At 46.9% G+C, this 14,793-nt stretch carries 9 protein-coding genes and 1 pseudogene; 5 read left to right on the forward strand and 5 right to left on the reverse strand.

Annotation, left to right across the window (positions count from 1 at the left end; all coding sequences use genetic code 11):
• Positions 1–104: 104 nt before the first annotated feature.
• Both T411_RS0112960 and prtV read left to right on the forward strand, forming a co-directional pair.
• Positions 105–377: a hypothetical protein gene (locus T411_RS0112960; RefSeq protein WP_001259471.1), complete on the forward strand. Its 273-nt coding sequence runs from the start codon at positions 105–107 to the stop codon at positions 375–377.
• 84 nt (positions 378–461) lie between these two features.
• Entirely contained in the window at positions 462–3,218 is a 2,757-nt protein-coding gene (gene prtV, locus T411_RS0112965) for a M6 family metalloprotease PrtV (RefSeq protein WP_000848953.1), read from the forward strand.
• Positions 3,219–3,293: 75 nt separating this feature from the next.
• Here prtV and T411_RS0112970 read toward each other — a convergent pair whose 3' ends face one another.
• The 4 genes and pseudogenes from T411_RS0112970 to hlyA all read right to left on the reverse strand — a co-directional run bounded on the left by T411_RS0112970 (position 3,294) and on the right by hlyA (position 9,603).
• Entirely contained in the window at positions 3,294–4,148 is an 855-nt protein-coding gene (locus T411_RS0112970; RefSeq protein ID WP_000717572.1) for a lipase secretion chaperone, read from the reverse strand.
• A gap of 9 nt (positions 4,149–4,157) precedes the next feature.
• Positions 4,158–5,096, reverse strand: coding sequence for a lipase family alpha/beta hydrolase (locus T411_RS0112975; RefSeq protein ID WP_001033424.1), 939 nt, complete (start codon positions 5,094–5,096; stop codon positions 4,158–4,160).
• Between the two features lie 347 nt (positions 5,097–5,443).
• A complete protein-coding gene (locus T411_RS0112980) occupies positions 5,444–7,090 on the reverse strand; it encodes a methyl-accepting chemotaxis protein (protein ID WP_000586206.1) in 1,647 nt (548 codons plus the stop codon).
• Between the two features lie 298 nt (positions 7,091–7,388).
• Positions 7,389–9,603: pseudogene (gene hlyA / locus T411_RS01000000119440) on the reverse strand (cytolysin VCC).
• A gap of 969 nt (positions 9,604–10,572) precedes the next feature.
• Between hlyA and T411_RS0112990 the strand changes: the two are divergent.
• Positions 10,573–11,829, forward strand: a complete 1,257-nt coding sequence (locus tag T411_RS0112990; RefSeq protein WP_000746867.1) for an SGNH/GDSL hydrolase family protein — start codon at positions 10,573–10,575, stop codon at positions 11,827–11,829.
• 120 nt (positions 11,830–11,949) lie between these two features.
• Positions 11,950–13,029 carry a GGDEF domain-containing protein gene (locus tag T411_RS0112995; protein WP_000178906.1) on the forward strand — a complete coding sequence of 360 codons (1,080 nt, stop codon included), beginning with the start codon at positions 11,950–11,952 and terminating at the stop codon, positions 13,027–13,029.
• Here T411_RS0112995 and T411_RS0113000 read toward each other — a convergent pair.
• Positions 13,020–13,286 carry a hypothetical protein gene (locus tag T411_RS0113000; RefSeq protein WP_000949610.1) on the reverse strand — a complete coding sequence of 89 codons (267 nt, stop codon included), beginning with the start codon at positions 13,284–13,286 and terminating at the stop codon, positions 13,020–13,022. The two genes, T411_RS0112995 and T411_RS0113000, sit on opposite strands and share 10 nt — an antisense overlap.
• Before the next feature lie 252 nt (positions 13,287–13,538).
• On the opposite strand from T411_RS0113000, the gene emrD reads away from it, so the two are divergent.
• Positions 13,539–14,744, forward strand: a complete 1,206-nt coding sequence (emrD, locus tag T411_RS0113005; RefSeq protein WP_001276502.1) for a multidrug efflux MFS transporter EmrD — start codon at positions 13,539–13,541, stop codon at positions 14,742–14,744.
• Positions 14,745–14,793: the final 49 nt, after the last annotated feature.

Here is a 14,793-nt window from a genome sequence, read left to right on the forward strand (position 1 = left end):
GTGTTGCAAATGTGATGCTATGCCAAACAATGAATAATTCAGGCTTGCTATGAATTATCGCCAGCCATAAATTGTTACAAATACTTTACATATGGATATGTACTATGCGCACCCTATTTGGATTATGGGTAATCTGCTATTCCACCTTATTATTTGCCAATGCTCAGCCTAATGATGAAAAGCTAGTTAGTGCCTTGATTGAACAAGGCATTATCTGCGAAGGGCTTTCTTATGAGCAGCAACAAAAAGCATTATCCCTCTACTTACAGCAAAGGTTTAATAATAAGAATAACGATATCAAAGCTGATAGCGAATCCTCTTCCTCAGGTGAAAACCCTGAATTAAAGCCACGCTGTATTAATCCAGAGTCGCCATAGCCATCACCCAATCTGGTTAACCGAAGATTGTTATTTTCGGCTGGCCTTTTCACACCTTAAATAAGGAAATATTAAGGAAATAAAATGAAAACGATCAAAAAAACGCTATTAGCTGCCGCCATAGCCAGTTTTTTCAGCAGTGGATTATACGCTCAAACACCCATTGATTTAGGCGTGGTGAATGAGGATAAATTAATTGAAATGTTAGTCCGCACCGGACAAATTCCTGCCGATGCCTCTGACGTTGATAAACGTATTGCGCTAGAACGTTATCTGGAGGAGAAAATTCGCTCCGGATTCAAAGGTGATGCGCAATTTGGTAAGAAAGCGCTCGAGCAGCGTGCGAAAATTCTTAAAGTGATCGATAAGCAAAAAGGCCCGCACAAGGCGCGTGTTTTTGCTTTAGATGTTGGTCAAAAGCGCACGGACAAAGTGCTCGCGCTATTGATCGATTTCCCCGATCTCCCTTGGGATGATAACCGCCTGACGAAAGAGCATACTGAGATGCTCTACGATCGTTATGAGCCTTCTCACTACCAAGATTTGCTGTTCTCGGACAAAGGCTATACCGGTCCAAACGGTGAAAACTTTATCTCAATGCGTCAATATTACGAGAGTGAATCTGGCAACAGCTACAGTGTCTCCGGCCAAGCAGCAGGATGGTATCGTGCCTCAAAAAATGCGGCTTATTACGGTGGCAACTCTCCCGGTACCAACAATGATATGAATGCTCGGGAGCTGGTTCGCGAAGCACTGGATCAACTTGCGCGCGATCCAAACATTAACCTTGCCGATTACGATATCGAAGATCGCTATGACTACAACGGTAACGGTAATTTCCGTGAGCCAGATGGCGTGATAGATCACTTGATGATTTTCCATGCCTCTGTGGGTGAAGAAGCGGGTGGCGGTGTGTTGGGCGCGGATGCGATTTGGTCACACCGTTTTAACCTCGGCCGTTACCATGTTCTTGAAGGCACGAAAAGCAACGTTCCTGGACGCTTCAATGGCCAATTCGCTGCCTTTGATTACACCATTCAACCGATTGATGCGGCTGCCGGCGTGTGTGCCCACGAATATGGTCACGATTTAGGTCTGCCCGATGAATATGACACCCAGTACACAGGTACGGGAGAGCCCGTCTCTTATTGGTCAATCATGTCATCTGGCAGCTGGGCGGGCAAAATTGGCGGTACACAGCCCACGGCTTTCAGTTCATGGGCTAAGCAGTTCTTACAAAATTCGATTGGCGGACGCTGGATTAACCATGAGCAGCTTTCGATTAATGAGTTAGAAGCCAAACCGCGCGTGGTTACGCTATTCCAAACCACAGATAACTCACGCCCGAACATGGTGAAAGTGACTCTGCCGATGAAACGGGTTGAAGGCATTAAGCCTGCAGAAGGTGAGTTCTCCTTCTACTCGAACCGTGGCGATGATCTGAAAAACCGAATGAGCCGTCCATTGACGATCCCAGCAGGCAGCCAAGCCACGTTGCGCTTTAAAGCGTGGTTCCAGATTGAAAAAGATTACGACTACGCGCGTGTGCTGATTAACGGCAAACCGATTGCCGGTAATATCACGACGATGGATGATCCGTTTAAATCAGGTTTAGTACCTGCCATCTCAGGCCAATCTGATGGCTGGGTAGATGCGCAATTTGATCTCTCTGCTTGGGCAGGCCAAACCGTTGAACTGGCATTTGATTACTTGACGGATGGCGGTCTGGCCATGGAAGGTCTGTATGTCGATGACTTACGTCTTGAGGTGGATGGCAATCAGACCTTGATCGATAACGCAGAAGGCACATCCAGCTTTGCGTTCCAAGGTTTCACCAAAAACGGTGGCTTCCACGAAGCCAATCACTATTACTTGCTGCAATGGCGCAGCCATAATGACGTTGACCAAGGCTTAGCCAATTTGAAACGCTTCGGGCAACTGATGTCATTCGAGCCGGGCTTGCTGGTGTGGTATGTGGACGAATCTTACGCGGATAACTGGGTTGGCAAACATCCGGGTGAAGGCTGGCTAGGCGTGGTCGATGCCGACCAAAATGCCTTGGTCTGGTCAAAAACAGGGGAAGTGGCACAAACGCGTTTCCAAGTGCGTGATGCAACCTTCTCACTGTTTGATCAAGCGCCGCTCAAACTGGTCACGGCTGATGGCAATACGCTGGAAGATATGAACTTAACCGCGAATGCCTCGTTCTCGGACGATCAAGATTACAGCTCGCCTCAAGCTCCAGATTCTGGCCGCAAAGTGATGCCATTTGGTTTGAAGATCGACCTGCTCTCACAAAGTAAAGAGAATGAGTACGGTGTTGTTCGCTTGTCGAAAGTCACCACGGAAAATATCGCGCCTGTGGCTCGCTTTGAACTGAAAGTCGAGGGGCTCTCTGTGATGTCACAAAACACCAGTAGTGATAGCGATGGCAATATCGTCAGTTATTTGTGGGATTTTGGTAACGGTCAAACCAGTACCGAAGCCGCTCCAACTTGGTCATATACCAAAGCAGGCAGTTACTCTGTCACTTTAACGGTGACGGATGACAAAGGCGATAGCGATACTCATCAGCAAACCATTAAAGTGGACACACCGAATGCGTTACCACAAGCCAGTGCCAACTATATCCATTTAGGTCGCTGGGTCACCATGTGGTCAACCAGCACCGACAGTGATGGCCGCATTGTCGACACCGAATGGACACTGCCGAATGGTAAAATTAAGCGGGGTCGTATGTTTACTGCGATTTTCCCAAGCTATGGGCACCATGATGTGCAGCTCAAAGTGATGGATGACCGCGGCGCAGTCACCACCATCACCATCAAAGTCAAACTGTAATTCTTCCTTCTCCTTCCATGGATTTGGGCACCTTCGGGTGCCCCTTTTTTAAGGCTCATGCCAATGCGAAAAGCCTTATTCTCCGTTATCTTTCAGCCGCTCTAACGCATCAATACGCCGCCACTGCTCAGGCGCAAAGTGCTGCTCTCGTAACTGCTGAATTTGGGTTTGCTGCTCACTGGCCGAGAGCTCGTTGCGAACTAATATAGCGGCCCGCGCTTGATAATAGTCCTGAAACTGCTGTTCAAACGTCGCACGGGAATCATCGAGCTCCGCTAAACGCTGCGCCCCTTGCTCACCCACCAAGGCAACGCGAGCCAAATAGCGTTGCTGCGTATCCCCCTGCCCCGCTTGAGTTAACTGCGGCAATAGCTGCGCTGTCGCCTCACTACGCTGAATAAAATCGGGCTGGTCGAGCAACAGCGCTTGCCAAGCTCGCTGCGCCTCTTCACTTTGCCCATACTGCTCATAAATTCGGCGCTTTTCGATCGCCAATTCGCGCAGCCGATTCTCCTCTGCAAACAGCGCTTGCTGCTCAGCAGAAAAATAACGAGCTTGCAGATCTAACAAGCTCTGGTGCAATTGCCACCACTCTTGGGTCGAAAGCCCCCCGCTGGCTTGCGGCAGCGTCAGCTCAGATAACGCCGCTTTATACTGCACATATTGTGCAAACAGACTGCTATCAATGAGCAAGCCTTGGTTTTCCTGCTCATAACGCTGCACTTGCTGCTGAATCACGGGTAAAGACGTTTCACCCAAGCCTGAGAGAAAATATTCCAAGAGATCGCGCGGACTCGATTGATCTGCTTGTATGTCCGCCTGCGATGGCGTGGTCACTAAAGGCCGAGAGGGATACCAAGATGGCCAAACAATCGCACAGAGTGCCCCTATGGTCACCAAAATCCCCAAACTCCATGCGATTTTTTTCATGGCAAGCTCCTACAATCCAGCTTGTTTGAGACGGTTCGCATGCTGGCGATATAACGTTACCGGATCGGTTTCAAACAGGGAGTGAATACCAAGCAGACCGTTGATCTCATCCAAATGGTTCATCCGGTAGTCATCACGGATCACTTTGCCAAGATGAGTACTGCAGGTTGCGACCAAGCCATCATTCGGCTCATTAAAGACCAACCCAATCAACCCCATCGCCACATCGCTTGGATCAAGAATATTGGTGACGGTCGCAGCGCCACTCCATGAGTAGTAACGTACCCCATTCACTTGGTACGCCCCCTCTCCACACGCTGATGTGGGAACACCTTCAGGATAATACTGATTGAATTTCAGCGATCCTTCGGTGGTGAGCGCCGCCAGCGAAGCAAGGGGATCTTGTGGATGCGCTTTTCCGCCAGAGAGCAGATCAATCAAAGCCACCAAGCCTTGGGTTAACCCAACCGCTACCTGCTCACTCACGGAACCCGATGGAATCACACCACGCACTAAGTCGGCAACGGCAGAGCCTTTATGCACCCCGCCAATACTGGTCACTGAGGCGACTAAATCCGGACGCACTGATGCCACATAGCGAATGGTGGGGCCACCATGACTATGCCCAATCAAGTTCACTTTTTTCGCTCCGGTTACCGCCAGTAGCGATTCCACCTGAGCCAATAACTGCTCACCTCGGCGCTCGGAGCTGTTGGTCGCTGAAACCTGTGCCACATACACTTGAGCGCCATCTCGGGTCAGTGATTGTGGAATGCCGTGAAAGTAATCCATCCCCGCCAAGGTGTCGAAGCCAAATAGGCCATGAACTAAGACAATTGGATAACGGGTTTGGGTATAGCCTTGTTGCGATAACGCGTGAGCACTGGTTCCGGCCCAGATTGAGGAAGAAAACAGTGAGAGAGCGATTAATATAATGATTTTATTCAAGGGATATTCCTTCTCGTTCTTGTCTTCAGTCTTGGAACCACACGAAGTGGCGTGAGTCTCATTAACTGAAAACAGGGTCATTACTCGGTAGAAGTCAGACCTCTTACCGTTAATTAAGCTAGAAGAGAAGTGGCGGATTTCCGAATCTCAAAAGGTCAAAATGTGAACAAAACATAAAATTAATAACATTTCATTAACACAAAATGTGTACAACCCCAACTTTGGTTGAGGCAACATAAAAAAGGCGAAGAGCGATAAAAAAGCGGCCTAGAAAGGCCGCTTAGTGAGAAATAGAATATCAACGTCATCAGCAAGCGACATGAATGCTTGCTTAGCGTAGTCATTGGTTAAAGTTCAAAACTGCCCACCAGTTTATCCAGTTGCGAAGAGAGACGTTGCAAGCTTGCACTGGCTCGGCTTAACTCATCCGCAACATGCGAGGTTTCTGTCGTCAGTTGGTTGATGTCTTCAACGTTGCGATTAATGTCTTCCACCACGGTTGATTGTTCCTCTGTCGCGGTCGCAACTTGAATATTTTGATCATTAATCTGATCAATTTGGCTGTTGATCTCTGTGAGAGATTGGTTCGCTTTAGCGGAAAACTCAACCACCACATCACTTTGCGAGCGACCTTTTTCCATTGCTTCTACTGCGCGAGTTGACTCCGTTTGAAGGCGATTAATGACTTGCTGGATCTCTTCCGTCGATGCCGCTGAACGACTTGCTAATGTGCGAACTTCATCCGCCACCACCGCAAAACCACGACCTTGTTCACCCGCTCGCGCAGCTTCAATCGCAGCGTTGAGCGCCAATAGGTTCGTTTGCTCAGAAATACTGCGAATGGTATCAAGTGTTGAGCTAATACCGTTAATTTGGGTCGCCAGTGATGAGACAACTTGAGTGGCATTATCGAGTTCATTGACCAGTGTTTGGATCCGATTTTGCACTTCGCCTACCACTTTTTTCCCTTCACCAGAATGCAGCGTCGCTTGCTTCGCGACATCGGCAGCCATGGCCGCATTGGAAGCGATTTCGGATACGGTGGCACCAAGCTCATGAATCGCCGTCGCAACTTGCACTGTTCTATCTCGCTGCGAAGCACAGTTAGATTGCGTCATGTGCGCGCGCTGCGACACACTAGAGGCCATCGTCGCCAGCTCTTTTGAGTTTTCTGCCACTTCTTCAATCGAGTGATGCACTTTATCAATGAACGCATTGAAGCTTTTACCGATGTCACACAGTTCATCGTTACCATCCAACTCCAATCGAGTACGCAGTGAAAGATTCGCCGCCGCAGAACTCATACGATCTTTCAGGTAAGCCACTCGGCTACGTAAGTTCGTTATGATAACCAGTGAAGTGATGAATGAAATGATCAAGCCTGCTGCAATGATCACCATTTGCTTGGTGCGTCCTGCTTCGAAGCTTTCCACACTGGCATGGTTTTGCTGCTCCGCTTGCTGCAAAAGCGTATCGAGGATCTGGTTGGCTTGTTTACGCATTTCACCATAGGTCGGCGCGTATTTATCGCGGTAAATGTTTTGTGCCGTGGTCATATCGTTATTGGCGAAGGCTTGCAGCATAGGCTCTAACTCTTCACGTACCATTTGTTCAAAACGAGCTTGAAGTTTGCGTGCCTGCTCTTTGAGTTCCGGATTAACCTGAGAATCAACCGCAACTTGCATTGCTTGACGCATTTCTGGGATATCTTCGGTTCTTGCCTCTTCGACTCGTTTGAGGACCCCTTTCGCATCTTTGAGCGCCGTTTCTTGCAGTAGCATCATATCGATACCGACACGCATCCGAGGAATACGTGAGGTTGCTTCAGCCATGGCACGCATTGGTGCAGCCGTGTTGGCATACAAGCTGTTGGACTGCGCTTGCATCACTGACATGGTGTTTAGACTGGTGAAAGCCACAAACAACAGTGCTATCGCAGGGATGGCGACGGCAATAGCCAACATCCATTTAAGGGAAAATTTATTGATGATCATGTCTCGTACCTATCGTTCAGAAAAAAGAGTCTGCTGACCTATATGGGTTGTAGGGATGTCAGCAAACTGGACTTACGCTGTCTCGCGCTTAGTATTGTGATTGCGTACTTTTACCCTAATGTGAAAGGGAATTCTGTACACCTAAATAAGTTCAGCCTTTGAAGTAGTATGGCAAAATTATTCTGTTTCTGAATTGTTAAGTCGATAAATGACTAAATAAAGAACATTAAATACATAAAATGCCCTGAAATTTCAGGGCATGCTTCCATTGTTTAATGGCTATGTTGACGGTCTCTTTTTAGTTCAAATCAAATTGAACCCCTTTCACCAACCAATCGTCAGACCAAATTTTCAGTTGAGTGATCTTAGCGGCAGCCGGTAAATCGAAACGGTCTTCATGAGCATTGGTGACATACGCTTTCGAGCCTACCGTTTGCTGACGTCCATCTTGGTAGGTGAATGTCAGCGCCACCAACTGCTGACCGCCATATTGGAAATCACCAGAGGTTGCCGTGATGGATTTCACGCCGGACAGATCCACCGAACTCAAGCTACCACCATTGCCACCAACCAATAAATCGGAGGCGGACCCTAATGCATCAATGGCAGCACCCGCTCGCACATACAAACGATGATCTTGTCCCACACGCTGCTGATTCATTTTCCCTTGTGTGTAACCCAGAATCGGCGAACTTTCTTGCGCATTAAACACATCGGTATAAGCGGTGATGGTACGTAAACTTACCGCATCGTTGCTGCTCGCATACAAACCAAGCTCACCGGTTTGTTTGTCATGTCCAAGGGACTCGCCGCTGTAGACATTGGTCAATTCATCTGTGCCTTTACGCCACTCCCAACGCTGAGTCAGGTTTTGGTTACAGGGTTGCAATGCGTCTAATGCCTCACCATCAAGACAGAGCTTGGTGTTACTCGCACTCACATAACGACCAAGCTGATCATAGATGAACGATTGCGCTGATTGCTGGCTATCGCACGTATTGGCCGCCAAGCGACCTTGAGCATCGACTTGAATACAGCGGTTGTTAAAGCTGGCAAGTTGTAGGTTGACCGGGCGGCCACCCGTGAATACTGGGTGATCCCAATCGACCGTAAAGCTTGCCGATTTCGTGATTCGACGACGTGGGGTATCTTCAAAGCCATGGTAGGACTGATGAGCACCGACCACATAGTAGTGCTTATAAGCACCGTTATAGATTGGGCGGATATTGACCGAAGAGTCGATGATAAAATCCGTACTGCCTGTCTCTGTGGCTGAGGCTTTATAAATCACATCCATTTTCGGCACAAAACTCGCGTAGCTCAGCGGGCTAATACGGTTTACATCTACCGGGTAGGTATTCACCCACAAAGCATCGGTCGAACGATTGAGTAGCGATTCTGCTGTCGCGTATTGTTGACGATTCCATGTAAAGCTAACCGCTTGCGCATTCTTCGCATTACGCTCAATACGATAGTCTTGTGTGTTGTAGGTTAACCAGCGACTCTGGGTATAACTTGCTCTCGCCTCTAGTTTGGCTTTCGGGCCATCTCCACTGACTTCCACCCCACCAGTCACCCCAAGCTCAAAACCTGAAACCTCTTTGCGCTCAAATTTCTCGTTAATGTTATCGACAGGAAAGGTTTTCAGGATCTGCGCTTTATTGTTCGATGCGTTAAACACGAAGCGATAATCTTGGGCAATCGCATCGGTTGACCACTCACGGAAATAGGCATCTAACGTCGTATAACTGGCTCCAAACTGACGATAACCGAGTTGATCAGCCGGCTCCCGTGCTGTCATCATCTAGGCTGATACGCACAATTTTGGCATCCGGTGTCGCGGAACCCACAATGCCGTATTGCAATGAACGCTCTAGGTTAACTCGATAAATCAATGAGATATTGGCATCTTTACAGAACGGACGACTGCCCTTTTCGTTTTTCCACAACCAAGAGTTGTTAAAGGTACACTCTTCATCGCTGATCGCACGGTTGACACTGATGTAAAAAGCCACATGCGGCAAGGTATTTGTTTCGCTGTTTGCCGGTGCCGGACTTGCAAAACCAGAGCGCGCTAATAAGCGAGCGGTACGCGGCGCTTCGAGTAATTGAGGGTCAACCTCTTCTGCCTGATCAAAAGGTGTAAACAGCAGTTCCCCTTTATGTTCAGTGATGACAATAAATTGATTAGCAAAACCCACCCCATAAGCCTTTCTGAATTGGGCTTGCATCTCTGCTTGACCTTCAGCATCACTGATCTGACTGAAATCAACCAAAACGCGTTTTTGCTGGTTAATCACCAAATCGCGCAGCTCAGCTAAGCTCGGTAATGCGTTGTCTTCGGCTTGCCAATCAGCAGCATTGTAATATTTTATTGCATGACTATCAGCGACTTGACTAATAATATCCGCCGCTTCACCACTTGGTTCATTGATATTTGCCAACAGGGTTGGACTGGATATTGCGCTTAATATTGTGAATATCGCGATTGCGCAACGATTGAGTTTTGGCATATAAACCTCACTGACTCTGTTATTTTTAGTGTTATTACAAGAGAGATTTCCAAACAAAGTGACTTATACTCAAACTACTGAAAAAACAAGAAATATATCAAACACTCAAATTAATAGTTGCTAATAAACTCTCTTCTATAATTCTGAGTTGAGTAATATTCTTATATTTTCAAGTAATTAGAACATACCCATTTTGCATGTGTCTCATGGGTTACCCTCGTCATCCTTGAGTTTGCGTGTGGCTTTACTGCTACGGCTTACCGCGTATCCTTTTAGCAGAAATGCATATCCCCTTCTTACTCGAAGCGGCAGCGGTGTTGGCCACGTTCGTTCATCCTAATCACACAGTTTATCCATGCTCATGAGGATTCGCTCTCTTGCCGCCTACCTGCAACTCCAAGGAGTTTTGGTATATATTTTCTGCCACCACATACTTACTGAAATATCACTTATGTTTCTAAATGTAAAATACGGTAAAATTGAAAATTCACAGCGGATCACAGATTTTAGCCTCTAAAGACTTTTTATTTGCTGTAAAATAATTCTTACTAAAATAACAATTACTGATATTCATATTATTTAATGAGCCTAATTTAATTTGAACTAATTTAGTCTGAATTAATTTATAAAGTTGATTTAAAGATTAATTGAATAATTTAAAAAAAGTTAAGTTCTCCATTTTAACTCTAAAGATTTCAATACGCTTACACATAAGAAAGCATAATTTAAGAGTCAGTGAACCCGTATAAGCATAGATTGACTATGCAATCAAAATGAACCCGCCTAACCGACACAGTAGCCGCTTCAAGTAAGAAGAAGATAGTGATGCTTTCATCAACTAGACTTGATCTTACTTCCAACCTAGGGAAGCCGCTGGGTGTTTTCATTGACCAGATGAATACCTCATTCACAATACCCACAGATCTGACCAGATCCTCACTCTGATTACTCAATGATAAGAAGTAAACGATGAAAAAAAGACTCTCTATTCTAATCGCTGGCTTAGCTAGCTTATCGGTTAATGCCGCCACTGAACCATGGGCTTCCCCTGAGGCAGAAGTGCTTAGCCGCGCGCAAATTCAACAAGTACAAGGTAAACAAACCTATACCTATGTGCGTTGTTGGTATCGTCCTGCAGCCACTCATGATGACCCCTACACCACTTGGGAGTGGGCAAAGAATGCGGATGGTAGCTATTACACTATTCAGGGTTATTGGTGGTCGAGTATTCGACAAAAAAACATGTTTTACACGACAGTTCAGCCAGAAACCCTGTTAGAACGCTGTGAAGAGACGCTTGGTGTCAACCACGATTTTGCCGATATTACCTATTTCGCGGCCGATCATCGCTTTTCATACAACCACACTATTTGGAGCAATGATCCGGAGGTTCAGTCCAACCGCATCAGCAAAGTGATCGCGTTTGGCGATAGCCTTTCCGATACGGGCAACATTTTCAATGCCTCACAGTGGCGCTTCCCCAACCCTGACTCATGGTTCCTAGGCCATTTCTCGAATGGATTCGTCTGGACTGAATACCTAGCACAAGGTTTGAATGTACCTCTGTATAACTGGGCGGTCGGTGGCGCGGCAGGGCGTAACCAGTATGTGGCATTAACGGGCGTTTATGAGCAGGTCAGCTCTTATCTGTCTTATATGCGACTGGCTAAAAACTATCAGCCAGAAAACAGCTTGTTTACCTTGGAATTTGGTCTGAACGACTTTATGAACTACAACCGTTCCTTGGCCGATGTGAAAGCCGATTATAGTTCCGCGCTGATCCGTCTTATTGATGCGGGAGCAAAAAATCTTGTCCTGATGACCTTGCCGGACGCAACGCGCGCGCCACAGTTTCAATATGCCACGCAAGAGCAAATTGATACTGTACGCAGCAAAATCATCGGCATGAATGCCTTTATCCGTGAGCAAGCACGTTACTACCAAATGCAAGGTATTCGCATCGTACTGTTTGATGCTTATACCCTGTTTGACAGTATCACTACTCAGCCAGAGCAACATGGATTTGCCAACGCGAACTCCCCTTGCTTAGATATTCGACGCAACTCTGCCGCCGATTACCTATTGTCACATTCACTCTCTGCGGAGTGCGCCAAGCAAGGCTCAGATCGCTTTGTGTTTTGGGAAGTGACTCATCCCACCACCGCGATTCATCACTATCTTGCAGAGCAGATTTTGGCCACCGAAATGGCACAATTTCCGCTTTAATGCTCACCGTATCCTGAGGATGGCGTAAATCCATCCTCAGTCTCACAGCTTAGTCATCGGTTTCTTTGCTTTATTGAGCATCTCTTCATAGCCTTATAAAAAATGATGAGATGACACAACATGACGATGACAAAATCGACTCACTCTCCTGCTTTTACCGGTTCAGAGTTACTGAACACTTACTATCAACGTCGGGTGTCGCTTTTTATTGGTTTTATTTCTAGTTTGGTTTTCTTTCCACTCGCCGTTAAAAACTTGCTGATTGACTACGTTCTTCTTGGCGGGTTGATCATCGTATTCCAATGCACGCTCCTCATTGAAATTACGGCTATCTATTATCAAAAGAAAACACCATGGGGTTTTAGGCTTCCACTGGCATTGGTGGTAGTCATCGTGGTGATGGCTATTCACATTTTCGGCACCCTCGCCAGCTACTGGCTATTTCCCGTGCTCATTGCGATTGCTTTTCTACTCCCCCAGAAAGATAACTTATTGACCATCACCATTATCATTCCAGCCAGCATATGGGTTTTAATTCCCCATCAAACCGCCGAAGTCACCTTGCGCTTTAGCCTTGCGATCAGCGCTTGTGCCGCCATCATGTATGTGGTGGTAGATGCTATCCGTAAGCTGCACACTGAGCTTTTTTATCTTTCCACTCGTCATGCATTAACGGGCACATTGAATCGTCATCAACTGGATGGTTTTTTGAAAAAATGTCTTCGCCACCGCCAGCTCGCCAATGAATCGGCGGTGATCGCCGTGATCGATATCGATCACTTCAAATCTGTTAATGACCTTTATGGACACGACACAGGAGATAAAGTCATTACCCAAGTTGTTGAAATAATGAATACTCACTGCCGTGAGTTAGATCTGTTGTTTCGATTAGGGGGCGATGAATTTTTACTGCTGTTTGAAAATACGTCGTTAACCGACGCTACACTCGTGATGAGTCATATTGGTTGTCGGATTCAACAAACGCACTACCCATACCATGCCAAAGTCACCGTCAGTGTCGGTTTAGCCGAAGCACTTCGCACCGATGATCCGGAGCAGTGGTTCAAACGCGCAGACCAAGCTCTCTATCATTCGAAAAAAATGGGGAAAAACCGCGTCAGCTTCGATGAAGAGCATGTCATTGAACTCAATGGTGACCATTGTCATGCGCTATTGGGTTCAACTCATGGTCATCGCTGATTTAACATCACGAATTGCACTAGTTGGGGCAACAAGCAACCAACACCGAACAATATGCTCTGCCATGGCGCTCGTTTTGTTGCCAGCAAGAGCGGAGACATAAAGAACAGCACCACCAACACTGGCAATAAGCTGACGTTACCAAGCCAGCCTAACAATAGCGTCAGTATGATTAATCCCATCAACAACCCATAAGGCAGTTTTAATTTAAATCCGAGCAAACTCATGAAAAGTAGTGGTACAGCAAGTGACAACATGTTTACGGCATCTTTATGATATTAATTCTCATTTATCATAGTCTGCCTTGAGTTTTGGTTCAAGGCACAATAAAACCAAAATTTGCATTAGAAAAAATAATCAAAGCCATAGATATTTATCGTGAGCAAAACAGCAATAATCGTTTGCTAGATAAGGCCTACAGCAATAACATCTCGCGCCGAGAGCTAAGCTCTTTCAAGAATTTTCATTAGATGTTTTTAATAAGATATTGTTTTTATCTGGAGATAACGATGTCTGCCTCACTTTCTGTCGCAAAACTGACCTTCTTTATCGCTATTCTGGCTGCTGTCGGCCAAGCGACACAAACCATGTATGTGCCTTCTATTGGTTACATGGCGCAAGAGTTTTTGGTTTCACCAGCAGCGCTGCAAGCTGTGATGGCGTGCTACCTGATCCCTTACGGCTTGTCGCAATTTGTTTACGGTACCCTTTCTGATCGTATTGGTCGCAAACCGATCATTATTGCTGGATTGGCGATCTACATTATCGGTTCTTTGATTGCGCTCTTCGCCCATCAGTATTCATGGTTTTTGATCGGTAGCTTTGTACAAGGTCTTGGGATTGGTTGTGGCGGTGCGATGTCTCGTACGCTCTCTCGCGACTGTTTCGAAGGCGCTGAGCTGCATAAAGTCAACAGCTTAATCAGTATGTGCCTGATTTTCTCACCGTTGGTCGCGCCGGTCTTAGGTGGCTACTTAACCGAAAGTTTTGGTTGGCGTTCAAGCTATTTGTTTCTGTCACTCTTTGCCATTGCCGTAGTGATCACCATGATGACGAGCATGGTAGAAACCTTGCCAGCGACAGCGCGTAAAAAAGAGCCCGTGCTGCGCAGTTATCATTACGTGCTGTCGGATCGTCGCTTCCAAGGTTACTTAATCTGTCTTGTCGCGACCTTTGCAGGCTTAGCCGTGTTCGAAGCGGCGGCTGGCGTGTTATTAGGCGGTGTATTAGGCCTACCTGCGACGACCGTAAGTTTGCTGTTTGTGTTACCCATCCCCGGCTATTTGGCGGGCGCTTGGCTCTCTAACGTGATTGCTCGCCACTGGCGTGAAAAAACCGCGATGCATGTCGGCTTACTCGCGATCTTAACGGGCTCACTGGTCATTATGCTGCCCGGCTTATTGGGTATGACCACGGCCTTATCACTGATTGGCGGCGCAACCATTTACTTCTTAGGGGCTGGCATTTTATTCCCAGCCGCTACCACAGGTGCACTTTCTCCTTTCCCTTATCACGCGGGAACGGGCGGTGCAATTTTAGGTGGAATGCAAAATTTAGGGGCAGGTCTGGCTACGCTGTTTGCCGCCATGTTCCCAGCATCCGATCAACTACCACTCGGTATTATTATGCTTCTGATGTCAGTACTGGCGTTGTGGGGACTTAAACGCGTTTACACCAAACAGCCACCGTCAGATGAGATGCCGATTGCGATCTGAGGTGAGAAAATTCTGACCCTTTAGCGAATATACCGGATGAGATCAATTT

It is taken from the genome of Vibrio cholerae ATCC 14035 (assembly GCF_000621645.1).
GTDB lineage: Bacteria > Pseudomonadota > Gammaproteobacteria > Enterobacterales > Vibrionaceae > Vibrio > Vibrio cholerae.

What these genes read in the sequence shown, in the direction of transcription:
- prtV (WP_000848953.1), top strand. Translation starts at nt 462, where the DNA reads ATGAAAACGATCAAAAAAACGCTATTAGCTGCCGCCATAGCCAGTTTT.
- T411_RS0112960 (WP_001259471.1), top strand. Translation starts at nt 105, where the DNA reads ATGCGCACCCTATTTGGATTATGGGTAATCTGCTATTCCACCTTATTA.
- T411_RS0112990 (WP_000746867.1), top strand. Translation starts at nt 10,573, where the DNA reads ATGAAAAAAAGACTCTCTATTCTAATCGCTGGCTTAGCTAGCTTATCG.
- T411_RS0112995 (WP_000178906.1), top strand. Translation starts at nt 11,950, where the DNA reads ATGACGATGACAAAATCGACTCACTCTCCTGCTTTTACCGGTTCAGAG.
- T411_RS0112980 (WP_000586206.1), bottom strand. Translation starts at nt 7,090, where the DNA reads ATGATCATCAATAAATTTTCCCTTAAATGGATGTTGGCTATTGCCGTC.
- emrD (WP_001276502.1), top strand. Translation starts at nt 13,539, where the DNA reads ATGTCTGCCTCACTTTCTGTCGCAAAACTGACCTTCTTTATCGCTATT.
- T411_RS0113000 (WP_000949610.1), bottom strand. Translation starts at nt 13,286, where the DNA reads ATGTTGTCACTTGCTGTACCACTACTTTTCATGAGTTTGCTCGGATTT.
- T411_RS0112970 (WP_000717572.1), bottom strand. Translation starts at nt 4,148, where the DNA reads ATGAAAAAAATCGCATGGAGTTTGGGGATTTTGGTGACCATAGGGGCA.